Origin of the sequence: Cupriavidus alkaliphilus (assembly GCF_900094595.1) — a bacterium.
Taxonomy (GTDB): Bacteria; Pseudomonadota; Gammaproteobacteria; order Burkholderiales; family Burkholderiaceae; genus Cupriavidus; species Cupriavidus alkaliphilus.
The window spans coordinates 222907-244931 of record NZ_FMAD01000004.1 but is presented as its reverse complement, the minus strand read 5'-3'; the positions used below and the strand labels follow the sequence as shown (position 1 = coordinate 244931).

The following is a 22025-nucleotide window of genomic DNA, read 5'->3' as shown; positions in this document are numbered from 1 at the left end:
GGCGCGCGGACGGTGCAGCCGCCTCGACGGCCATGGAGACAGCATGCAGGTACAAGCGAAGTCGCGCGGGACGGGGTTCCGGCGCAGTCGGGGGTGGTGGCGGGTGGCGCCGCTGCTGGCATTGATGGCGGTGCCGGCCGGCGTGGCGCTGGCGCAGGGCGCAGGCCAGCTCGCGGCGGTGGCCGAGAGCGAAGTCATGCAGGGTTTCCCGCCGTCGCCGGACCGACAGGTCAGTCGCGGCACCGGCCTGCGTCCGCCTTATATGCGATGGGCCTTCCGGCACGCGCGCGAGATGTCGCCCACCGTCGGCATCCGGCATGCGAGCCAGCCGCTGGCGCTGCCGGGCCAGTCGGCCGCGGAGCTGGACGCGGTCAGCTTTACCGTCGCGGGCCAGACCGTGCGGGTGGCGGACTACCTGCGCGACACCCACACCGATGGCTTTATCGTTTTGCACCAGGGCCGGATCGTGTACGAGCGCTACCTTGCCGGCTTCGGCCCGCACCAGCCGCATATCTGGGCGTCGATGACCAAGTCCCTGACCGGGCTGCTGGCGGCGATGCTGGTCGAAGAGGGCAAGCTCGATCCGCAGGCCAGGCTGGCGCAGTATGTGCCCGAACTGGCCGGTAATCCATTCGGCGAGGCCACGGTGCAGCAGAACCTGGACATGGAGGTGCCGGTAGGCTATCCGCAGGCACTGCCGCCTGACCTTGGGCTGTTCGGCGCGGTGGGCATCGTGCCGCGCAAGGCCGATGCGCCCGACACCATCTATGACTTCCTCAAGGTCGTGCACGCCACCGGCACCGCCGGCGAGGGCCCGGACGGCGGCGTGTGGTACTACCAGAACGGCTCGCCGGAAGCGGTGGCGTGGGCGCTGCGCCGCATCACCGGCAAGCGCTGGGCGGACCTCGTCACCGAGCGGCTGTGGTCGCGCTTTGCCGACGACGACGCCTACACCCAGGTGGACCGCCAGGGCACGGAAATGGCCAGCGGCGGCATGAACTCGACGCTGCGCGATGCCGCCCGCTTTGCCGAGACCGTACGCCGCGCCGCGGCCGGCGATGCCACGCTCGGCATTTCACCGCAGGCGGTGCGGATCGCGCTGCAGCCCGCAGGCAACCAGGCCCGCTTCGCGCGCGGCAACACCACCGCGGGCCGCGACGGCTACGGCTATCGCAACTACTGGTTCCAGCGCAACGACGGCGACGGCAGCATCGAGGCCAGCGGCCGCTTCGGCCAGAAGCTCTACATCAATCCCGCCAGGGGGCTGACCGTGGTGAAGTTCTCCGCCAGCCCCGACGGCGCCGCGCGCGCGACCAGCGCCGCCGCCGTGCGCAAGCGCGACGACCCGGCGCGCGCGCTGGAATCCGCCGAGGCCATGGTGGCCGCGGCGCACGCCATCGTCGGCGCGGCCAGCCGCTGAAGCCCGCGCCCTGCGGCGCGGGCCCCGGCCCGGTCAGGCCACTGGCAGCTTCAGCACCTGCTCGGTGGTCAGGATATCGCCGAAGGTGTCGTCGAGCGCGGCCAGCGCGGCGCGGTGCAGGTCCTGGTGCGACACCGTGCCGGCCGCGGTATCCAGGTCGCGCGTGGCGGAGGCGTCGGCCGCCACGATCACGCCGTATCCCAGCGGCACCGCGTCGCGCGCCGCGCCGGTGACGCAGGCGTGGGTCATCAGCCCGGTGATGATCAGGGTCTTGATGCCGGCCGCCTTGAGGCGCTGGTCCAGGTCGGTGGTCGGGAAGGCGCTGACCGAGCTCTTTTGCACGACGGTGTGGTGTGGCGCCGGCTGCAGGTCGCCGTGGAATGCCACGGTGGCGCCGTGTTCGGCGAAGACCGGGCTGCCCGCCGGGGTGACATGCTGGATGTGGAACACGGGCATGCCGGCGGCATCCGCGTGGTCGACCAGGCGCCGCGCGTTGCCAAGGGCGGCCGGGCCGTCGGGGATCGGCAGCTTGCCGCTGAAATACTCGTTCTGGAAGTCGATGACCAGCACGGCGGTGCTGGCGGCGTCGATGGCGGTGCGGGCCGGCGCGCCGGCGATGCTGCGTAGGGTCGGATGGTGCATGATGGTCCTCGTCGACAGGGAAGTAGGTGGACGGCGCCGGTGGCAGCCGCTGCGTTCGCCGCAGGCGCGGCATGGAGCGTAGTTTCCGGCGCCGCCGGCAGGGCCGGAAGTGGCCCGATGGACAACATCCGATAGAATCGGGCCAAGCCATGGCAATGTGGCCATGCCCAGCCATCAAACCGCCCCCAACCCAGCGAGATTGCGATGCACACCGTCGCGGTGATTGCCTTCGAAGGCATCAGCCCCTTCCACCTGTCCGTGCCCTGCATTGTCTTTGGCGACGACCTCGACCGCCTCGGCGTGCCGCGTTACCGCTTGCTGATCTGCGGGGAGACGCCGGGAATGATTGCCACCATGTCAGGTTTCCGCATCGAGGTGGAACACGACCTGTCCGTGCTGGCGCAGGCCGATACCGTGATCATGCCCGCGTGGCGGGATCCGGGCGAGCGCGCGCCGCAAGCGCTGCTCGATGCGCTGCGGGCCGCCAGCGCGCGCGGCGCGCGCATTGCCGGCCTGTGCCTGGGCACCTTCGTGGTGGCCGAGGCCGGCCTGCTGGACGGCCGCACCGCCGCTACCCACTGGGCCTGGGCTGACGATTTCGCGCAGCGTTACCCGCGGGTGCGGCTCGACCGCGATTCGCTCTATATCGACGATGGCGCGATCCTGACCTCGGCCGGCACCGCCGCCGCGCTGGACTGCTGCCTGCACCTGGTGCGGCGCGACCATGGCGCCGAGGTGGCCAACCGGGTGGCGCGCCGCATGGTGGTGGCCCCGCACCGGCACGGCGGCCAGGCGCAATACATCGAGCATCCGCTGCCCCGGGCGGACGGCGCCGACCGGCTCAGCCTGACGCTGGACTGGGCCATCGCGCACCTGGCCGAGCCGCTGACGCTCGATACGCTGGCCGAGAAGGCGGGCATGAGCCGGCGCAATTTCACCCGGCGCTTCAAGGAGAAGACCGGCACCACCGTGACGCAGTGGCTGCTGAACCACCGCCTGACCGCGGCGCGGCGCCTGCTGGAGACCACCGACAAGGGCGTCGACCTCGTGGCCGGGCTGGTCGGCTTCGGCTCGGCGGTTTCGCTGCGCCAGCACTTCACCCAGGCGCTGGCGGTGTCGCCGTCGGCCTACCGCAAGCAGTTCGGCACCGCGGTGCCGCGCCGGCGCGCCGGCTGAGCCGCCAGTCTTCCCGGCGCGCCGGGGGCGCGCCAGCGCCGGCTCACATGTCGCGATGATGCCGGTGCGAACCGCCGAACAGCCGCGCGCCCAGCACCACCCCTATCCCCAGCGCCATCCCGAGCGCGCGCACGGGGTTGGCATGGACGAACGTTTCCGTGCGCTCCAGTCCGGTTTCCCACTCGCTCTTGACGCGTCCCTTCACGCGCCGGGCAACGTCCGCGGATTTCGCCGCGATTTCCGTCGCCGCGCTGCCCGACTTCGCGGCAAGTTCGACGAACTCCGCCTTGGCCTGCTCGAGGTTGTCGCCGGACAATGTCGGCAGGCGATCGATCAGGCGGTCGAGCTCGCGCGCCAGGTCTTGCGATGCCGATGATCGTTCCGGCGTATCCCGCCACGACGCGCCGCTGCGCGTCTCCGAACCTGATGCCGAAGACATGCGTGTCTCCTGCTGCCGCAGGCCCGATGTGCTGGTGGGGGTGCTTGTCGTTTCCGTTTGTTCCATGGTGCGCCTCCGCAGTGAAGTATCCGGGCGCACAGGGGCGGCCCCAGTGCGCCACGGGTGGCCGGTGCACCTTTCGTGCCCGGCGATGACTGTTCGCGCGACGCGCCGCGCGCCATGCCGGAGGTGGCGCCACCGCGGCGCACCGGCAGCGCGCCCGCGTGCCGCATTACAAAGTCAGGCAGATTTGCGCGCCGAGATTGCGCGGGGGTGCAGCCGGCGCATGGTGGCGCGGCCGGTGGGATCGCTCGCGCGCACAAAGCCGCGTGCCGCGGGTTGGCATGGCGGTTGCATCGTCAGGGGTGTCGCACTTTGCAAGCAGGAGGGCATCATGGCACATCAGATTCCACGGCCGGATGAGGGGCCGAACCTACCCGAGGTGCCGCCGGCAAATCCCTCGCGTGAAAGCGAAGAGCAGCTGCCGCCCCGGCACGATGACGATCTCGGCAAGCCGCCGCGCCAGCCGGGCCAGGAAGACTTGCGCCGGCGCCAGTCGTCGTGGTCGATGCAGCAATAGCGTCTATAGCCATAGCGTCTATGCTTGACCGGGTGTGCGGCGCGCCCTGCCTGAAGGAGCGTGGCGCGCGCCACCCGGCGCGCGCGTGTTGCCACACATGCACCTGAGGAGACATGTCGATGCGTGTAATGGTGATCGTCAAGGCAACCACCGATTCGGAAGCGGGCAAGATGCCCGGCACCGAGCTGCTGGCAGCGATGGGCAACTTCAACGAAGAACTGGTCAAGGCCGGCATCATGCTGGCGGGCGAGGGGCTGCAGCCCAGCGCAAAGGGCAAGCGCGTGCGCTTCGCGGGCAGCCAGCGCACCGTGACCGATGGGCCCTTCGCGCAGCCGGAAGAGCTCGTTGCCGGTTTCTGGCTGTGGCAAGTCAAGTCGATGGACGAGGCGGTGGAATGGGTCAAGCGTTGTCCCAATCCCATGGAAGGCGAATCCGACATCGAGATCCGGCCATTGTTCGAGCTTGAGGACTTTGGCGCGGAACTGACGCCGGAGCTCCGGGAGCAGGAAGAGCGGCTGCGCGAGCAGGCCGCGCGCGCGGCCCGGTCCCAGCAAGGCTGAATCAGCGTTACGCGGAACCAGACGGCGGATCACACGCGTGTGTGATCCGCCGTTTGTGCTGGATGGACCTCGCAGCGATGCAAACATGCGGCCATCCGCCGGAACATCCGCCGGAACGATTCGCGCCGCGCGGGAACGAAACAGGACAGGCGTGTGTAGCGGTCATCGCCGCATGGCGAGGGCCGCGCCCCCGGCACGCGATTTTCCAGGAGGACTGACATGAACACCACGGCAAAGCTGGTTCCGTCGACCGAACTGGCCCGGCAGAATCCCGTCCATTTTCCCAATGAGAGCGCGGCGTACCGCGAGGCGCGCAACGCCTTGCTGGCGGAAGAAATCGAATTGCGGCGGCACATCGAACGCGTGGCCGCACAGCGCCGCGCCTTGCCACCCGGCGGCGAAGTGACGAAGCGTTATACGTTCCAGGGCGAGCACGGGCCGGTAACGCTCGAAGACCTGTTCGCCGGCAAGGATACGCTGGTGGTCTACAGCTATATGTTCGGGCCGCAACGGCAGCAGCCTTGTCCGATGTGCACGTCCATCATGGCCGGCTGGGACCACAAGGTTGCGGATATCGAGCAGCGCGCGGCACTGGCGATGGTGGCGCGCTCGCCGATCGATCGACTGGTCGCGGCCAAGCGGGCGCGGGGTTGGACGCAGCTAAAGGTGTATGCGGATGTGGATGGCGATTTCACTCGCGACTACGTGAGCGCGGAGGACGCGGACGTGCCGGGATATACGGTCTTTTCGCGGCGTGATGGCAAGGTCCGGCATTTCTGGAGTAGCGAGATGTATGCGTTGACGTGCGATCCGGGGCAGGATCCGCGCGGGGCGCCGGACCTGGATGCGTTGTGGACGTTGCTGGATACCACGCCGGAGGGAAGGGGCGATTGGTATCCGGAGTTGGAGTATGGGGAGTAATTTTGATTGTGGTGTGCGGCTGGGTGTTGTGCTTGGCAGGCGTGGCTGTTTCGCCGGCGCAGCCGGCGACCTACTTTTTGGCCGATTGGCAGTAATGGGTTTCCCGTATTTCGGATCAAGCTGGCCGGACCGACAGCGATAATTTTCATGCGGGAGGATGGTGGTGAGTTCAGACCTAGACTTCGTTGATGCGCCGGCCCTCACCCCCGCCCCTCTCCCGCAAGCAGGACAGGGGAGCAAACAAGCGAGAGAGAAGGACCCTTGGGCTCGCACGCGACAACGCCATGCGAGCGCAGCGACGCACTCCGTGCCAGTGCCCAAGACCTGAGATAGGGAGCGCGCGCAGCGCAGCCGAAGGCGTCCCACCGATAGCGCCAGCAGCAGGCTGCCTACACCCTGTTGGGATCGTTCAAAAGTGGGTGATCGAAGGCACCGCCCCTGACTCACATAGCGTTAGCAGGTTCGAACGAGCACCCACGCCAAACGGAAATCACCACCGCTCGAACCACCCACGCCGCGGAATTGATTGCCAGCCGCACAGGCGACGCGTTTCTTGCCTACTTCTTGGCGCTCGGCCAAGAAGTAGGTCGCCGGCTACGCCGGCGAAACAGCCCCGCCCGCCAAGCACGACACCCAACCGCACGTGCCAACGGCCTCAAGCGAGATCCGCCATCTACGCAGCCAGGGGCCCTTCTGCCATCAACGCATCCAACTTAGCCTTCACCAACTCCAGCAGACAAAGGGCGCTAAAGCAGGCATCCGACCGAACACTCTGCTGCTCCAGCAATACCAGCACGCCCTCTATCCCGGCGCGCACTTCGTTCAGACACACATTGGCTTCGATCGCATCGACCGTCATGATTGACTCCTTCCAGGTTAAGCCACACCCACACAATTGAAAGTGAGGGTGGCGGGCCATACAGCGAGGGTGGAAACCCGGCGAGATCAAGGAAGAACCCGGCCAGCCTTGCGGCTGCCTCGCGTGGCCCGCCATGGAAGTCAGCCTGTCCATGCGAGCACAGGCGTTGTCGTGTGAAAGCACAACGCCTGTCCTTGATCTGCTCCGCGGGTTTCCACGCCCGGTCACCGGCAACCCGATGACGTACCCAGTATTCCCTTCCGAAGTCAGGCAGGCGATAAGACTTGTCGCATTCCGAACAGGCGGGCGAAGCTTGCCGCAAACGCTGGTGCGTGGGAAATCGCTGAACCCCGAAATGCGATGGCAACAGCGATCCGACCTGCTTGCAACTCCCCACGCCATCGCCGCATCACAGTTCCGGCTGCGCCGCCAGCCACGCCGCCTCTGCGTCGCTGAACAGCTCGGAGCGCGTCAGGAACCGTTTGCCCGTGCGCCCCTCCAGCGAGAACATCCCGCCCGCGCCCGGCACCACGTCGATCACCAGCCGCGTGTGGCGCCAGTACTCGAACTGCGCGCGCGTCATGTAGAACGCGGCGCCGCCGATCTGGCCCAGGCAGACATCGCCCGGGCCCACCAGCAGCTCGCCGGCGGGATAGCACATCGGCGCGCTGCCGTCGCAGCAGCCGCCCGACTGGTGGAACATCAGCGCGCCGTGCCGCGCGGCCAGCTCGGCAATCAGCGCCAGCGCGGCCGGCGTTGCCACCACGCGCTCGACCGGCGGCGCGGCCGGCGCGGTGCCCGGGTTTGCCATGGTCAGAAGAACCCGAGCGCGTTGGGGCTGTAGCTCACCAGCAGGTTCTTGGTCTGCTGGTAGTGGTCGAGCATCATGCGGTGATTCTCGCGGCCGATGCCGGACTGCTTGTAGCCGCCGAACGCGGCATGGGCCGGATAGGCGTGGTAGCAGTTGGTCCACACACGCCCGGCCTGGATGCCGCGGCCCATGCGGAACGCGCGTGCGCCGTCGCGCGTCCAGACCCCGGCGCCGAGGCCATAGAGCGTGTCGTTGGCAATGGCCAGCGCCTCTTCCTCATCCTTGAAGGTGGTGACCGAGACCACCGGGCCGAAGATCTCTTCCTGGAAGATGCGCATCTTGTTGTGGCCCGCGAACACGGTCGGCTTGACGTAGTAGCCGCCGGACAGGTCGCCGTCGAGCACGTTGCGCTCGCCGCCGGCAAGGCACTGCGCGCCTTCCTTGCGGCCCAGGTCGATGTACGACAGGATCTTCTCCAGCTGCTCGGCCGACGCCTGCGCGCCGATCATGGTGCCGGTGTCGAGCGGATGGCCCTGGCGGATCGCGGCGACGCGCTTGAGCGCGCGTTCCATGAAGCGGTCGTAGATCGATTCCTGGATCAGCGCGCGCGACGGGCAGGTGCAGACCTCGCCCTGGTTCAGCGCGAACATGGCGAAGCCTTCCAGCGCCTTGTCGAAGAAGGCGTCGTCGGCGGCGAGCACGTCTTCGAAGAAGATGTTGGGCGACTTGCCGCCCAGTTCCAGCGTGACCGGGATCAGGTTCTGCGAGGCGTACTGCATGATCAGCCGGCCGGTGGTGGTCTCGCCGGTGAATGCCACCTTGCTGATGCGCGGGCTCGATGCCAGCGGCTTGCCGGCCTCCAGGCCGAAGCCGTTGATCACGTTGACCACTCCCGGCGGCAGCAGGTCGCCGATCACCTCCATCAGCACCAGGATCGACGCCGGCGTCTGCTCGGCCGGCTTCAGCACCACGCAGTTGCCGGCAGCCAGCGCCGGCGCCAGCTTCCAGGTAGCCATCAGCAGCGGGAAGTTCCACGGGATGATCTGGCCGACTACGCCCAGCGGTTCATGGAAATGGTAAGCGATGGTGTCGCCGTCGATCTCGGAAATGCCGCCTTCCTGCGCGCGGATGCAGCCCGCGAAGTAGCGGAAGTGGTCCACCGCCAGCGGCAGGTCGGCGGCGGTGGTCTCGCGCACCGGCTTGCCGTTGTCGATGCTCTCCGCCACGGCCAGCAGCTTGAGGTTGGCCTCGATGCGATCCGCGATGCGGTTCAGGATATTGGCGCGCTCGGTGGTGGAGGTGCGCGCCCACGCGGCCTTGGCGGCGTGCGCGGCGTCCAGCGCGGCGTCGACGTCCTGCTGGTTCGAGCGCGGCACGCGCGTGAACGGCTTGCCGGTGATCGGCGTGATGGACTCGAAGTATTCGCCCCCGGCGGGCGGCACCCACTGGCCGCCGATGTAGTTGTCGTACTGCTGCTTGTAGGGGTTGCTGACGCCCAGCTGGGCGATTTCCGCCATGTTCATGTCTCGCTCCGTTCGATTGATCTGTGTGGTGCCGTCACGGCGTGGGCCGTGCGCACGGGAGCAGATCGCAAGAGGTGTGCCGGGATGTGCCGGGGTGCGAAAAAGGCGGAAAAGCGGGGAGGGGCCCGAAGATCTGGCCGCGGAGTCGGGTGAGGTGTGCCAGCGCGTGACAGCGGGTGTCCCAGATTGGAACAGTCGGGGGACGAGGTTTGTTAAGCGACAGCGTTGGCGCTTGCTGTCAGCCTTCGCAATCGCTCCCCTCTCCCGCGAAGTGGGAGAGGGGAGCAAACCGGCGGATGATTGGGCGCCGCAGGCAGGCCTTAATGCCCCGGACCGGCCGCGCGCAGCGCCTTCACATCGCCCGGCTTCACATCGGCCGGCTGCCCACCCCACGTCGCACGCAGGTAGTTGGCCAGCTGCGCCAGCTCCTCGTCGCTCATGCGGTCGGCAAAGCCCGGCATTTCCTGCATCGCCTCCACGCCCGGAAAGCGCTGCGCCCCGATCCCATCGAGCATCGACACGATCAGGTTGCGCGCGTCGGCGTTGCGCACCGTCGAGTTGCCGGCCATCGACACCGCCACGTGCGGCTTGCCTTCACCCTCGCGGCCGTGGCAGCCGGCGCAGACGGCGACGTAGTGGCGGCGGCCCGGTGCCAGTTGCGCGGCGTCGGCGCTCACGGCCTTGACCGGCTGCGGCGCGGGCGGCTGGTCGCCGAGCAGGTAGGTGGTCATCGCGGCCAGGTCGGCCTGGTTCAGGTACTGGCTGCTCAGATGCACCACCGGGTACATCTCGCCGAAAGCCGAGCCTTGCGGCGCGATGCCGGTGGCGAAGAACTGCTGCAGGTCGGCGGCGGTCCAGCCGCGCGCGGCCAGGCCGGCGGGCGTGATGTCCGGCGCGCCGACGCGCGCCAGCGCGGAGCCGGCCAGCGGCTTCGACAGGTCCAGCCGGCCGAAGGCCGCGCGCGGCGTGTGGCATTCGGCGCAGTGGCCCAGCGCGTTGGACAGGTAGCGGCCGCGTTGCCACGATGCCGAATTCCCCTTGGAAGCATCCGGCAGCTTGTCCTCGAGGAACAGCAGGTTCCAGCCCGCCAGCGCGAAGCGCAGGTTGTACGGGAACTGCAGGTCGTGCGGGCGGTTGGGCACCGCGGCCGGCTTCACCTGCATCAGGTAGGCGTACATGGCATCCGAATCCGCGCGCGACAGGCCGCGGTACGAGGTGTACGGCATCGCCGGGTAGAGCTGCTTGCCCGGCGCCTTGCCGTCATGCAGCGCCTTGTAGAAGTCGTCTGCGCTCCAGTTGCCGATGCCGTGGATCTTGTCCGGCGTGATGTTGGTGCCGTAGAAGGTGCCGAAGGGCGAGGCCAGTTCCACGCCGCCGGCGAACGGCGCACCCTGCGGCGCGGTATGGCAGGCGGCGCAGTCGGCGGCGCGCACCAGGTAGCGGCCGCGCGCGATCTGCTCGGCGGCTGACAGCTGCGCCTTGGGGGCGTGGTCGGCGGCGGGGGCAATGGCTTCGGTGCGGCTGCCGCAGCCGGCCATGACCGCGGCCGCGGTCAGCGCTGCCAGCGCGGCGCGCGTGGCGATCATCAGGGGCGTGCGCTGCATCACTTTTCGCTCCCGCTGTCCAGCACCAGGCCCGGCGTGCTGGTGATCACGGCCTTGACCGCCTCGTAGTAGCGCACGTAGCCGGTGCAGCGACAGATATGGCCGTCCAGCGCCTGGGTGATGGTGGCCTCGACCTGGTCCTTCGGCACCGGCTTGCGCTTGAGCTGCTCCACCAGGATGGTGGCGCCGTTGACAAAGCCCGGCGTGCAGTAGCCGCACTGGAAACTGAAATGCTCCAGGAACTTCTGCTGCACCGGCGTCAGCTCGACCACCTCGCCTTGCTCGTTGCGCTTGCCGTGGCCTTCCACGGTGCGCACCTTGCGGCCGTTGAACCAGTGCGCGCCGGTGATGCAGCTGCGCACTTCCTCGCTGGTGCCGTCCGGCTTGTCGTGGATGACCACGCAGGCGTGGCAGATACCCTGGCCACAGCCCAGGCGCGAGCCGGTCAGATCCAGGTATTCGTGCAGGAAATCGATCATCATCAGGCCTTCGGGCACGTCGACGGGGCCGACGTCCTTGCCGTTGATGTTGAGCGTGATGGGTTGGGTGGCGATGCTCATGCGAGTACCTCCTGGATCTTGTCCGCCGTCACCGGCAGGTCGGTGAAGCGGTGGCCGATGGCATGCGCGATGCCGTTGACGATGGCGCCCACCACCGGGATCATCACCACCTCGGCGATGCCCTTGGGCGGGTCGGTTTCCGTGACCGGCGGCAGCACCGTGCCGGTCTGGCGCCACACCGCCACGTCGCTGGCGCGCGGCAGGTGGTAGCGGTTGAAGTTCCAGGTGCCGTTGCCGGGGCCGTCCTCGTACAGCGGCAGGTATTCATGCAGCGCGTGGCCGATACCCATGGCAATGCCGCCCTGCAGCTGGCCCGACACCAGCTGGGGCGACAGCTGCGTGCCGCATTCCATGATCGAGTGGTGCGACAGGATTTCCACCTTGCCGCTGGCCTCGTGCACCGACAGCTCGACGAAGGTGCCCACCGCGCTGTAGTAGGTCACCGCGGCGTTGTTGCGCTGCGTGGACGCGATATAGACCTTGTTGCGATCGAGCACATGCCAGCCGCCGGGGGTGCGCATGCGCGCCTTGCGCGCGAGATCGATGCCATTGGCGCCATCGCCGTAGCGCACCGACAAGCCGTCCACCGGCAGGCGCGTGGCGTGTCCGTTGATGTCGAAATCGGCTTCGCTCCATTGCCAGCGGTTGAAGGCGTGCACGGTGGCGCCGGTCACCAGCCCCAGCTCGTGCGCCTTGCTTGCGAGCTGCTCGAACGGCAGCGCCTGCAGGCCGCCGGCGCTGAGCTTGCCGTCGACCCAGCGCGCGTCTTCCACGCGCACCACCAGCGAGGCCGCCTGGCCGCCGCCGATGCCCTGGCTCCAGATCGCCATCGCCGCCGGCCACAGGCCGTGCAGGAACACCACGCGGGCGGCCTCGCGCGTGCTGTGCGTGAAGTAGTAAGCCGAGTTGGTGGCGCTGGCGGGCGACGCATAGGCCGGCGACCAGCGGGGATTGGCCGACAGCCTGTCCTGCTCGGCCTGGCTCATCAGGTAGGGGTCGCCGGAGGTGGTCACCGGCAGGTCGGTCCAGTCGGTGACGGAGGTGCGCACCTCGCCCGCCGGCTTGCCCAGCCAGCGCGCCACCGCGGCGGCCTGCGAGGTCGACATGCCGGTGCCGATCTCGGCGCCGGAGTGATGCAGCACGATGCTGCCGTCGGCCTTCAGCTCGACCTTGGCGAACGACGCTTCCGCGCCGGTGCCGAAGTCCTTCTGCACGCAGGCAAAGCCCACGCCATAGCGGCGGCCGGGGTTGGCGGCTTCATACTCCGCCTTCTTGCCGGCGCGGTTGGTCCACAGCGGATAGGCCTTCGCCGCCTCCAGCACCTCGTCGACGCGGATCGCGCCGGCGGGGATCGCGCCCTGCGTGTTCTTCATCCCCGAGCGCAGCGCGTTCTTCAGACGGAACTCGATCGGGTCGAGCTTGAGCTGCTCGGCGAACTCGTCGACCATCATCTCGGTCGCGGCCATGCTCTGCAGCGTGCCGTAGCCGCGCGCCGAGCCCGCGTCGACGGCGCGCGAGGCGATCGCCACGGCGGTGAGGTCGTTGTTCGGGAAGTAATAGATCGATTGCGCCGCCGTGGCGCCGACCATCGCCACCGACGGCGAAAAGTTGGAGCGCCCGCCGCCGTTGGCCTGCAGGTCGCCCTGGAAGGCCTGGAACAGGCCGGTCTTGCGGTCTACGGCAATGCGGTAGCGCATCCTGAAGGCGTGGCGCTTGATCGAGGTCTGGAACTGCTCGTAGCGGTCGTTGGCCAGCCGCACCGGCTTGCCGTCGGCGTACAGCGCCGCGACCAGGCCATAGAACGGGAAGTTGTAGTGGTCCTTGGAGCCGTAGCCGACCGTGTAGCACGGGTGCAGGAATACCTGCTTCACCGGGAACGCGCCCCTGGCCTTCGCCAGCAACTCGGCCACGCTTTCGGCGACCTCGTTCGGCCCTTGCGTCGGCACCACCATGTGCAGCGCCTGCGCGGCGGCGTCGTACCAGCAGTTGGCGTTGTCGGGCTCGAGCGCGGCGGTGTCGGCCGACTGCGAGTTGTACTCGCGCTCCAGCACCAGCCAGTCGTCGGACGGCTTTGCCAGTTGCGCGCGGATCCGCGCGGCGTGGTGCATGCCCTGTTCGCCGAGCTGGCCGTGGTCCTTGCCGTCCGGCCAGACCGGCTCGTGCTTGCGCATCATGCTGGGGAACACCAGCGCATGCTTCAGGCTGGAGAACACGTCGTCCGCGTAGGGTGTGGCGCCGCCCACGCGCACGAAGCGGAAGGTGCCCCACGGATCGCGCTCCAGCGGGCCGGTCTTCGCGCCATAGCGGATCACGTCGTCGCGGAACTTGAGCTTGTCCTTGGCAAAGCGGAAGCGCGCGAAGTCGTGGTAGATCAGGATCGCTACCGCATGGCCCAGGTAGGCCGGCGTCTTGCCGGCGGGCAGCAGCATGTCGTCGCCGTAGAAGGCGGGGAAGGCGACGCCGTCGCGGGCCAGGTCGTCGGCGGTGACGACGCGGTCGGGCTTGAGTTCGTCGCCCAGCACGCCGAGGTCGAAGCCGGTATAGAGGCGGTCGGCCTGGGTTGCGCGCAGGATAAAGGCGTGCGACTGCTGTTGCGGCCAGTGCGGCATGTCGCGCGAGCGGATATCGCGCGCAAACACCTTGGCGCCGGTGACCTTGGCGATGCCGTCGATGCGGAACCTGGGGGCGCCGGCCTTGGCGTCCCACTGCACGGGGGTCAGGATCTTGTCTTCGAACAAGGCCGCGAAAGCCTTGCCGCCGATGGGTGCGATATAGACCGACACCCCGGCCACGACGCTGGCTTTGAGAAAGGTGCGTCGTGAAGGGTTGAAGCTGGGCATGGATTTCCTTGGGGATTGCGCAAGATGTCGCGGCAAGGGGGCAGCCATCCGCGGGCCAGCCCCTGGGGCTGGCGCGGATACGGTTCAGGTGTTCAGGGAGCGCGGCCGCGATGGTGCGGCCGCTGCAGGGCATGGCGAGCCGCCAGTCACTACGGCTGCGGCGCGGGTGAATCGGGGCGGGGCATGGTTGTCATGGTCCTGGCGCTGAACGGCTGCGCTGACCCCGCGATTGTCGCCGTGGCCTAGGGTTTACCTCAAGGCAGGGCCTTGAATAGTGGTTATCAGCCGGCGCGAATAGTCCCTGCCGGCTTTTCGTTCGGGCCCCTTGCGTTCAGGCCTTCGGGCGCGCCGAGGCCGGATCGTAGGGCGCGCGCAGGTGCACGCGCGCGGGCAGCAGGGCGCCGGCGAGGTCGACGTGGTAGCTGCCGGCTTCCAGCCATGCCGCATCGGCCGGCCCGTCCTCGCGCGCCAGCAGCGCCATGCCGACCGGGCAGCCGAGCGTATGGCCGAAGGCGGCGGAACTGAGCGATCCCACCGCGCGCACGCTGCCGTCGGGGCCGGTGCGCAGCACGGCCTCGCCGCCCCACAGCATGGCGTCGCTGGCGCCATCCACCGTCACCACCACCATGCGTCGCGTGGGCGCGCCCGCCTGGCGCAGTTGCAGCAGCGCTTCACGCCCGCGGAAGTCGATGCCGCTGGCCAGCTTGCAGGCGAACGACAGTCCCGCCTCGAACGGGTTGACCGACGGCGACAGCTCGCGGCCCCAGGCGCGGTAGCCCTTTTCCAGCCGCAGCGACTCGATCGCGTAGTAGCCGGCGTTGACCAGGCCGAGCGTGCGGCCGGCCTCATGCAGGGTCTCGTACACGCCCACCGCGAATTCCACCGGCACGTATAGTTCCCACCCCAGCTCGCCGACGTAGGTCAGCCGCGTCGCGCGCACGGTGGCGTAGCCGAGGTCGATCTCGCGCGAACTGCCGAAGGGAAAGCCCTGGTTGGAGAAATCCGCGCGCGACACCTTCTGCAGCAGCTCGCGCGAGCGCGGCCCCATTACCGCCAGCACCGCGTACTGGCCGGTGACGTCGACGATCACGCAGCGCTGGTCCCCGGGGATCAGCCGCTCGATATAGCTGAAGTCGCGCGTGGTCTGCGCCGACCCGGTCACCACCAGGTACTGGTCGCGCGCCAGCCGCGTCACGGTCAGGTCGGACTCATAGGTGCCGCGCTCGTTGAGCATCGCGGTGTAGACGCTCTGTCCGGGCGGCACCGCCACGTCGTTGCTCATCACGGACTGCAGCACCGCCTCGGCATCGGCGCCCTTGACCAGGTACTTGGAGAACGAGCTCATGTCGAACAGCGCCACGCCCTCGCGGCAGGCACGGTGCTCGGCGCCGCTCCACGGCAGCCAGTTCTGCTGGCCGAAGGCGTATTCGATCTGCGGCGATGTGCCCGGCGGCGCGAAGAAGTTGGGCCGCTCCCAGCCCATCTTGCTGCCGAAATTGGCGCCGGCGTCGCGCAGGTGCGCATACAGCGGGGAACGGCGGAACGGCCGCGCGGTCTCCAGTTCGCGGTTCGGCCACGGCATCGCGTAATGCAGCCCGAGCGTTTCCTTGACGCGGTCGTGCAGCCAGCTCTGGTTGCCGTTGAAGCCGGCGAAGCGGCGGATATCGACCGGCCACAGGTCCATGGTGGGCTCGCCCGCGACGATCCATTCGGCCAGCGCCATGCCGGCGCCGCCGGCCGAGGCGATGCCCATCGAGTTGAAGCCCGCGCCGACGTAGAAATTGCGCAGCTCCGGCGCCTCGCCCAGGATGAAGTTGTTGTCCGGGGTGAACGATTCGGGGCCGTTGTAGAACTGCTTGACCTGCGCCGTTTCCAGCGCCGGCACGCGCACCAGAGCGTTTTCCATCAGGATCTGGAACTGGTCCCAGTCATCCGGCAGCAGCTGGAATTCGAACGGCTCGGGAATGCCCTGCATGCCCCAGGGCTTGGCGTCCGGCTCGAAGCCGCCCATCACCAGCCCGCCGACTTCCTCCTTGAAGTAGATGAAGCCATCGGGGTCGCGCATCACCGGCAGGTCGGGGTGTACGCCGGCAATGCGCTCGGTGACGATGTAGTAGTGCTCGGCCGAATGCAGCGGCACGGTCACGCCGCACATCTGCCCCACCTGCCGTGCCCACTGCCCCGCGCAATTGACCACGATCTCGGCTTCGATGCGGCCTTCGTCGCCGGCCTTGTTGCGCCAGCTGACGCCGGTGGCGCGGCCATCGCGGGCATGGACCGCGGTGATCCTGGTGTCCTGCGCAATCCTTGCGCCGCGGCTGCGCGCGCCGCGCGCCAGCGCCTGGGTCAGGTCGGTCGGGTTGGCCTTGCCGTCGCCCGGCAGCCAGACCGCGCCGAGCAGGTCGTCGGTGCGCATCACCGGCCAGAGCTCGCCGGCCTGCGCGGGCGAGATCACCTCGCATTCCACCCCATAGGCGCGCGCCACCGCGGCGGTGCGGCGCAATTGCGTCATGCGCTCGGCGGTGCGCGCGACCGACAGCGAGCCGCATTGCTTCCAGCCGGTGCCGAGGCCGGTTTCCGCTTCCAGTTCGCTGTAGAGCTGGGTGGAATAGCGGATCAGCCGGGTCATGCTTTCCTGCGAGCGCAGCTGGCCGACCAGCCCGGCGGCGTGCCAGGTGGTGCCGCACGACAGCTGGCCTTGCTCCAGCAGCACCACGTCGGTCCAGCCGAGCCGGGTCAGGTGGTAGGCAACGCTGCAGCCGATGATGCCGCCGCCGATGATGACGACGCGGGTTTGGGACGGGATGGACATGGTGTTCAACGCGCGGGGCGAGGGCGGTGGGGGATACCTGCCATGGTATGCCACAAAACGCCAATAAACAACGCAAAATGCAACAGTTCCGTCAGTGCTCAGCGCGCCAGTTGCAGCGTGACGATGCCCAGCAGCACCAGCGCGGTCGCCACCACGCGGCGCCGGTCGAAGGCCTCGCGCAGCAGGAAGTGCCCCAGCAGCGCGGCGAAGATCACGCTCGACTCGCGCAGCGCCGCCAGCTTGGCCACCGGCGCCATGGTCATGGCCCACAGCATCAGCGCATACGAGCCCACGCGATTGATGCCGCCGATGCCGGCGCGCTTCCATTCCGTGCGCAGCAGCGCCAGCAGTGCCGTGCCGCGGCGGGCAAAGGCATAGCCGGGCATGAACACATGCGACATCGCCTGCAGCCAGACGATGTAGGTCAGGACCTCGCCATGGCGCTTGACCGCGGTGCCGTCGATCACGGTGCCGCCCGCCAGGCAGGCCCCCGCCAGCAGCGCGAAGCCGAGCAGGTCGGGCGCCTGCCGGCGCCAGTGCACCAGGCTGACCAGCCCGCAGCAGATCAGCGCGATGCCGGCATAGCCGCCCGGCCCCAGCCGTTCGCTGCCGGTCAGCAACAGCAGGATGGCCACCATCATCGGCGCCGAGCCGCGCATCAGCGGATAGGCCTGGCTGAAGTCGCCGCGGTTGTAGGCGGCCACCAGCGACAGCTTGTAGACCACCTCGAGCGCCACCGTGGCCAGCAGGAACGGCCATACCTGCGGTGCCGGCACGGGCACCAGGAACAGGAAGGGCAGCGCCACCAGCAGGCAGAAGGTGTCGATCAGCGCCATCGACGACAGCCGGTCGCCGCCGATCTTGACGATGGCGTTCCACGACGCATGCATCAGCGCCGACAGCATCACGGCGGCAAAGGCGAGGCCGTGGAAATCGGGGGGGAGGGACATGAAAAGAGGTTGTTCTTGTGGTCTGCTGGTGCGCGAGGGTGTTTCCCGAACCCGCTTCTTTGCTCCCCTCTCCCGCAGGCGGGAGAGGGGAGCTTGCTGCCGGGCGTTGAAGGGAATTGACCTACGCCGCCTCCGCCAGCTGCGCCTGCATGTCGATCCCCATCTCGCGCAGCACCTCGCCGATCGCCGTCACCACGTTGCGCATCTCGTTGTCGTCGATGGCGCCGATGCAGCCCACGCGGAAGGTCTCCACCTGGGTCAGCTTGCCCGGATAAAGGATGTAGCCGCGCTCGCGCACCTTGCCGTAGAAGGTCTTGAAGTCATAGCGCGCATCCGCCGGCGCATGGAAGGTGACGATGATCGGTGCCTGCACCGCTGCCGGCAGGAAGGCGCGGAAGCCCAGTGCCGCCATGCCCTGCACCAGCGTGTCGCAGTTGCGGCGATAGCGCGCGCCGCGCACCGGCTGGCCGCCTTCTTCCAGGAACTGGTCCAGCGCGGCCCGGAATGCCGCCACCACGTGCGTCGGCGGCGTGAAGCGCCACTGCGTGGTCTTCTGCATGTAGACGTACTGGTCATAGAGGTCCAGCGCCAGCGAGTGGCTGTTGCCCTGGCTGGCTTCCAGCACGTCTTTCTTCACCAGCACGAAGCCCATGCCGGGCACGCCCTCGATGCACTTGCCGGTGGCGGCCACCAGCGCGTCGAACGGCATGGTGCGCGCGTCGATCTCGAGCGCGCCGAACGAACTCATGGCATCGACGATCAGGCCCTTGCCCAGGCGCTGGCACAGCAGGGCGATGTCCTGCAGCGGGTTGAGCACGCCGGCGCCGGTCTCGCAGTGCACCTGCGCCACGTGCGTGATCGACGGGTCGCGCCGCAGCGCTTCCTCGACCAGCGCGGCGCTGGCGGGCTGGTCTTCCGGAATCGGCAGTTCCACGCTGGCGCGCCCGAGCACCTTGCAGATCTTCAGGATGCGCTGGCAGTAGGCGCCGTTCTGCGGCACCAGCACCTTGCCGTCGCGCGGCACCACGTTGGCGATCGCCGCTTCCACCGAGAAGGTGCCGCTGCCCTGCATCGGCACGCAGACGTGGGTGCCTTCGCCGTGGACGATGCGCACCAGGTCGTCGCACAGGCTGCGCGTGATGGTGTTGAAGGCGGCGTCCCACGAGCCCCAGTCGCGCAGCATGGCCTGCTTGGTGGCGAGCGAGGTGGTCAGGGGGCCGGGGGTCAGAAGGATCGGGTCATTGCCGCGAATCATGTTGAGCTCCTGATTGGGAAGGAGTGGAAATGGAAAGTCAGTCGTTGCCTTGGCCCTGGCGCCAGGCCTGGGTCTTGCAATCGAGCACGCGTTGCAGCAGGTAATAGAGCAGGCAGGCGCCGGCCGAGGTCAGCACCACCAGCGTGGCCATGGCCGCGGCCGGGCCGATGTCGCCGGACTCGTCCAGGTTGACGATCTCGACCGAGGCCAGCTTGGTGTCGGCGCCGTACAGGAACACCACCGCCGAGACCGTGGTCATCGCATTGATGAACAGGTAGCGCGAGATCTCCAGGATGGCGGGCAGGCAGGCCGGTACCGTGACCTTGAAGAAGGTCTTGTAGAACGGCACCTTGAGCGATGCGGACACGGCCTCGAACTCGCTGTCGAGCTGCTTGAGCGCGGTCACGGCGGTCAGGTGGCACGATGCGTAGTAGTGGACGATGGTCACCAGCACCAGGATGCCCAGGGTCTGGTACAGCCCGTGCAGCGGGTTGGCCTGCGGCACGAAGAAGAAGATGTAGCCCAGCCCCAGCACCAGCCCCGGCACGCCCATCGGCAGCACCGCCATCAGCCGCACGAAGCTGCGCAGCCAGTCCATGCCGCGGGTCTTCTCCAGCAGGTAGGCGGTGGCGAAAATGAACACCGGTCCGATCACCGCGGCCAGGCCCGCCATGCGCAGGCTGTTCAGGTAGGAATCGACCACGCCGCCCTCGATCAGCCCGACCCGGTAGTGGTTCAGCGACAGCGAGAAGTTGTACGGCCACAGCTTGACGAAGGACGCGTACACCGCCATGCCCATCACCGCCAGCATCAGCGCCGCCATCGACCAGCAGAACACCGCCATGGCCAGGTCGAAGCGCGGGCTGCGCCGCGGCACGTAGGGCACCGAGCGCGCCGACATCAGCGCCATCTGGCGGCGCTGCACGCGCGCGTCGACGCAGTAGGTCACGGCCACCGGCACCAGCAGCATCAGCGACACCACCGCGCCCTGCGAGAAGTCCTGCATGCCGATCACCAGCTTGTAGATATCGGTCGCCAGCATGTGGAAGTTGCCGCCGATCACCTTGGGGATGCCGAAGTCCGAGATCGCATAGGTGAACACCACCATGGCGGCGCTGACCAGCCCGTAGCGCGCACCCGGCACGGTGATGGTGAAGAACTTGCGCACGGTCGAGGTGCCCAGCGCGTCGGCGGCTTCATACAGCCGCGCATCCGTCAGCGACAGCGCCGTGATCAGGATCATCAGCGCATGCGGAAAGGTGGCGAACACCAGCGACGCGACGATGCCCAGCGGCCCGTAGATCTGCGTGCTGCCCATCCACGGCTTGAACAGCCCCTGGTTGCCGAACCAGAAGATGAACGAGATCGCCGCCAGCAGCGAGGGCGCCAGCAGCGGGATCAGCGCCAGGTTGCGCAGCAGGCCCTTGCAGGCAATGCGGCTGCGCGTCAGCGCATAGGCAAAGCCGAACGCCAGCGGCACCGTGATGCAGGTGGCCAGCGCCGAGACCCACACGCTGTTCCATACCGAGCGCAGCAGCGCGGGAGACTCGAAGTAGGCGCGGAAGTGCGCGATGCCGGCCAGGGTGCCGTCGCGGTTCTGCACGCTCTTGGCCAGGATCATCACGATCGGCGCCAGCACGAAGCAGGCCAGCGCCAGCGCGGCCAGGGCCAGCAGCGCGTAGGCGAGGCGGTCGGTCCAGTGCGCGCGCACCGAGGTGGCGACCAGCGCCGGCGATGCCGGCGGCGAGGGCTGCGCGCCAGGGTTGGCGGGCCCCGCCGGCGCGCTGGCCGGGGCGGGGGAGAGGGTATCGGTAGCCGGCATGGTGGCAGACGTGGTGGCCGGCGCCGCAGTGAGGCTCATGCGCATGCGTGGCGGAAGATTCGGATACGGTCAGCGGGAATGGCCAGACGCAGCCGGTCGCCGGTGTGCGGGCGCAGCTCGTGCAGGTCATTGAGCGAAAGGTCGGCATACAGCGCGCTGCCAAGCGCGCCGGCGCCGCCCGGTGCCGCCGGCGCGGCGTCGGGCAGCCGCAGCGTCAGCCGCGAGAAGGCGCCGAGGAACTCGATCTTGTCGACGGTGGCCTCCAGCACATTGGGGCCATGCTGTTCGATGCCGCGCACGCAGACGTCTTCCGGGCGGAAGAACACCTGCACGTCCTCGTCGGGGCAGCAGCCCGCGGGCGCGGCGCAGCGCATGCGCACGCCGCCCAGGTGCAGCTCGCCGTTGCCGCAGACGCGCGCGCCCAGCATGTTGGTCTTGCCGACGAAGTCCGCCGCGAACGGCGTGGCCGGGCGCTGGTAGACCTGCGCCGGGGTGCCGACCTGCTCGATCGCACCCTGGTTCATCACCACGATGCGATCCGCCATCGACAGTGCCTCTTCCTGGTCGTGCGTGACCAGGATGGTGGTGATGTTCAGCCGCTGCTGCAGCGCGCGGATCTCGCTGCGCAGGCGCACCCGCACGCGCGCATCGAGCGCCGACAGCGGTTCGTCCAGCAGCAGCAGCCCGGGCGAAGTGGCCAGCGCGCGCGCGATCGCCACGCGCTGCTGCTGGCCGCCCGACAGCTGCGCCGGATACTGGTTGCCGCGATCGGGCAGCCCCACCAGCGTCAGCAGTTCCGCCACGCGCGCGCGGCGCTGGTCGCGCGGCATGCGCCGGTTGACCAGGCCGTAGGCGACGTTGTCGGCCACGGTCAGGTTGGGGAACAGCGCATAGGACTGGAACACGATGCCGTAGTCGCGCTCCATCGGCGGCAGCGTGGAGATATCGCGCCCGCCCTGGTGGATGGTGCCGGCATTCTGCGATTCCAGCCCGGCGATGATGCGCAGCAACGTGGTCTTGCCGCAGCCCGACGGGCCCAGGAAGCACAGCAGCTCGCCCTGGCGCACGTCCAGGTCGATATGTTGGAGCGCGACGAAGGCGCTGCCGCTGCCGCCGAAGCGCTTGTGGATGCCTTTCAGGCTGAGGTAGGTCTCGGCCGTGGATGTGGAGGTCTGCATGGCGTGGGGCCTGTGTTCTGTTGGGGGAGCCCGGCGCCGCCTGCCCGCGAGACAGGCCGGCGGCGCCGGTACA

General features: G+C 68.5%; 18 protein-coding genes. 5 read left to right on the top strand and 13 right to left on the bottom strand.

Annotation, left to right across the window (positions count from 1 at the left end; translation table 11 throughout):
- Positions 1-43: 43 nt before the first annotated feature.
- Positions 44-1420, top strand: coding sequence for a serine hydrolase domain-containing protein (locus GA0116996_RS10465; protein ID WP_092310380.1), 1377 nt, complete (start codon positions 44-46; stop codon positions 1418-1420).
- 33 nt (positions 1421-1453) lie between these two features.
- Here GA0116996_RS10465 and GA0116996_RS10460 read toward each other — a convergent pair whose 3' ends face one another.
- Complete coding sequence (locus GA0116996_RS10460; RefSeq protein WP_092310377.1) at positions 1454-2062, bottom strand: cysteine hydrolase family protein; 609 nt, start codon at positions 2060-2062, stop codon at positions 1454-1456.
- Between the two features lie 204 nt (positions 2063-2266).
- On the opposite strand from GA0116996_RS10460, the gene GA0116996_RS10455 reads away from it, so the two are divergent.
- Entirely contained in the window at positions 2267-3238 is a 972-nt protein-coding gene (locus tag GA0116996_RS10455; protein WP_092310374.1) for a GlxA family transcriptional regulator, read from the top strand.
- Positions 3239-3281: 43 nt separating this feature from the next.
- On the opposite strand, the gene GA0116996_RS10450 is transcribed toward GA0116996_RS10455, so the two are convergent.
- A complete protein-coding gene (locus GA0116996_RS10450; protein ID WP_243419667.1) occupies positions 3282-3743 on the bottom strand; it encodes an ElaB/YgaM/YqjD family protein in 462 nt (153 codons plus the stop codon).
- A 328-nt stretch (positions 3744-4071) separates the two neighbouring features.
- Between GA0116996_RS10450 and GA0116996_RS27950 the strand changes: the two genes are divergently transcribed.
- The 3 genes from GA0116996_RS27950 to GA0116996_RS10440 all read left to right on the top strand — a co-directional run bounded on the left by GA0116996_RS27950 (position 4072) and on the right by GA0116996_RS10440 (position 5738).
- Positions 4072-4257 (top strand): hypothetical protein, encoded by a 186-nt coding sequence (locus tag GA0116996_RS27950; protein ID WP_141693725.1) that lies wholly within the window; start codon positions 4072-4074, stop codon positions 4255-4257.
- Positions 4258-4376: 119 nt separating this feature from the next.
- Complete coding sequence (locus GA0116996_RS10445) at positions 4377-4817, top strand: YciI family protein (RefSeq protein WP_092310371.1); 441 nt, start codon at positions 4377-4379, stop codon at positions 4815-4817.
- Between the two features lie 219 nt (positions 4818-5036).
- Positions 5037-5738, top strand: coding sequence for a DUF899 family protein (locus GA0116996_RS10440; RefSeq protein WP_092310369.1), 702 nt, complete (start codon positions 5037-5039; stop codon positions 5736-5738).
- A gap of 673 nt (positions 5739-6411) precedes the next feature.
- Here the strand turns inward: GA0116996_RS10440 and GA0116996_RS10435 are convergent.
- From GA0116996_RS10435 to GA0116996_RS10385, 11 genes are all read right to left on the bottom strand, one after another.
- Positions 6412-6597, bottom strand: a complete 186-nt coding sequence (locus GA0116996_RS10435) for a DUF1484 family protein (protein ID WP_221221412.1) — start codon at positions 6595-6597, stop codon at positions 6412-6414.
- 409 nt (positions 6598-7006) lie between these two features.
- Positions 7007-7408 carry a DUF779 domain-containing protein gene (locus tag GA0116996_RS10430; protein ID WP_092310366.1) on the bottom strand — a complete coding sequence of 134 codons (402 nt, stop codon included), beginning with the start codon at positions 7406-7408 and terminating at the stop codon, positions 7007-7009.
- 2 nt (positions 7409-7410) lie between these two features.
- Complete coding sequence (gene adh, locus GA0116996_RS10425) at positions 7411-8931, bottom strand: aldehyde dehydrogenase (RefSeq protein ID WP_092310363.1); 1521 nt, start codon at positions 8929-8931, stop codon at positions 7411-7413.
- A 320-nt stretch (positions 8932-9251) separates the two neighbouring features.
- A complete protein-coding gene (locus GA0116996_RS10420; RefSeq protein ID WP_092310360.1) occupies positions 9252-10535 on the bottom strand; it encodes a cytochrome c in 1284 nt (427 codons plus the stop codon).
- On the bottom strand, positions 10535-11095 hold the full coding sequence (locus tag GA0116996_RS10415; RefSeq protein ID WP_092310357.1) for a (2Fe-2S)-binding protein: 561 nt from the start codon (positions 11093-11095) through the stop codon (positions 10535-10537). The genes GA0116996_RS10420 and GA0116996_RS10415 overlap by 1 nt, the downstream gene beginning before the upstream one ends.
- On the bottom strand, positions 11092-13935 hold the full coding sequence (locus GA0116996_RS10410) for a xanthine dehydrogenase family protein molybdopterin-binding subunit (RefSeq protein WP_092310354.1): 2844 nt from the start codon (positions 13933-13935) through the stop codon (positions 11092-11094). Before GA0116996_RS10410 ends, GA0116996_RS10415 begins: the two co-directional genes overlap by 4 nt.
- A gap of 331 nt (positions 13936-14266) precedes the next feature.
- Positions 14267-16747 (bottom strand): GcvT family protein, encoded by a 2481-nt coding sequence (locus tag GA0116996_RS10405; protein ID WP_092310351.1) that lies wholly within the window; start codon positions 16745-16747, stop codon positions 14267-14269.
- 98 nt (positions 16748-16845) lie between these two features.
- Positions 16846-17697, bottom strand: a complete 852-nt coding sequence (locus GA0116996_RS10400) for an EamA family transporter (protein ID WP_092310348.1) — start codon at positions 17695-17697, stop codon at positions 16846-16848.
- 121 nt (positions 17698-17818) lie between these two features.
- The gene (locus GA0116996_RS10395) at positions 17819-18952 is read right to left on the bottom strand and encodes a 2-aminoethylphosphonate--pyruvate transaminase (protein WP_092310345.1); all 1134 of its coding nucleotides are present in this window, start codon (positions 18950-18952) and stop codon (positions 17819-17821) included.
- 37 nt (positions 18953-18989) lie between these two features.
- The gene (locus GA0116996_RS10390) at positions 18990-20819 is read right to left on the bottom strand and encodes a putative 2-aminoethylphosphonate ABC transporter permease subunit (protein WP_092310341.1); all 1830 of its coding nucleotides are present in this window, start codon (positions 20817-20819) and stop codon (positions 18990-18992) included.
- Positions 20810-21952, bottom strand: coding sequence for a putative 2-aminoethylphosphonate ABC transporter ATP-binding protein (locus tag GA0116996_RS10385; protein ID WP_092310338.1), 1143 nt, complete (start codon positions 21950-21952; stop codon positions 20810-20812). Before GA0116996_RS10385 ends, GA0116996_RS10390 begins: the two co-directional genes overlap by 10 nt.
- Positions 21953-22025: the final 73 nt, after the last annotated feature.

Bases quoted from the DNA above. Each gene is read 5' to 3' on its own strand.
- GA0116996_RS10440 (WP_092310369.1), top strand. From the start codon at position 5,037: ATGAACACCACGGCAAAGCTGGTTCCGTCGACCGAACTGGCCCGGCAG.
- GA0116996_RS10465 (WP_092310380.1), top strand. From the start codon at position 44: ATGCAGGTACAAGCGAAGTCGCGCGGGACGGGGTTCCGGCGCAGTCGG.
- GA0116996_RS10415 (WP_092310357.1), bottom strand. From the start codon at position 11,095: ATGAGCATCGCCACCCAACCCATCACGCTCAACATCAACGGCAAGGAC.
- GA0116996_RS10395 (WP_092310345.1), bottom strand. From the start codon at position 18,952: ATGATTCGCGGCAATGACCCGATCCTTCTGACCCCCGGCCCCCTGACC.
- GA0116996_RS10430 (WP_092310366.1), bottom strand. From the start codon at position 7,408: ATGGCAAACCCGGGCACCGCGCCGGCCGCGCCGCCGGTCGAGCGCGTG.
- GA0116996_RS27950 (WP_141693725.1), top strand. From the start codon at position 4,072: ATGGCACATCAGATTCCACGGCCGGATGAGGGGCCGAACCTACCCGAG.
- GA0116996_RS10420 (WP_092310360.1), bottom strand. From the start codon at position 10,535: ATGCAGCGCACGCCCCTGATGATCGCCACGCGCGCCGCGCTGGCAGCG.
- GA0116996_RS10445 (WP_092310371.1), top strand. From the start codon at position 4,377: ATGCGTGTAATGGTGATCGTCAAGGCAACCACCGATTCGGAAGCGGGC.
- GA0116996_RS10435 (WP_221221412.1), bottom strand. From the start codon at position 6,597: ATGACGGTCGATGCGATCGAAGCCAATGTGTGTCTGAACGAAGTGCGC.
- GA0116996_RS10450 (WP_243419667.1), bottom strand. From the start codon at position 3,743: ATGGAACAAACGGAAACGACAAGCACCCCCACCAGCACATCGGGCCTG.
- GA0116996_RS10460 (WP_092310377.1), bottom strand. From the start codon at position 2,062: ATGCACCATCCGACCCTACGCAGCATCGCCGGCGCGCCGGCCCGCACC.
- GA0116996_RS10400 (WP_092310348.1), bottom strand. From the start codon at position 17,697: ATGTCCCTCCCCCCCGATTTCCACGGCCTCGCCTTTGCCGCCGTGATG.
- GA0116996_RS10405 (WP_092310351.1), bottom strand. From the start codon at position 16,747: ATGTCCATCCCGTCCCAAACCCGCGTCGTCATCATCGGCGGCGGCATC.
- GA0116996_RS10390 (WP_092310341.1), bottom strand. From the start codon at position 20,819: ATGCGCATGAGCCTCACTGCGGCGCCGGCCACCACGTCTGCCACCATG.
- adh (WP_092310363.1), bottom strand. From the start codon at position 8,931: ATGAACATGGCGGAAATCGCCCAGCTGGGCGTCAGCAACCCCTACAAG.
- GA0116996_RS10410 (WP_092310354.1), bottom strand. From the start codon at position 13,935: ATGCCCAGCTTCAACCCTTCACGACGCACCTTTCTCAAAGCCAGCGTC.
- GA0116996_RS10455 (WP_092310374.1), top strand. From the start codon at position 2,267: ATGCACACCGTCGCGGTGATTGCCTTCGAAGGCATCAGCCCCTTCCAC.
- GA0116996_RS10385 (WP_092310338.1), bottom strand. From the start codon at position 21,952: ATGCAGACCTCCACATCCACGGCCGAGACCTACCTCAGCCTGAAAGGC.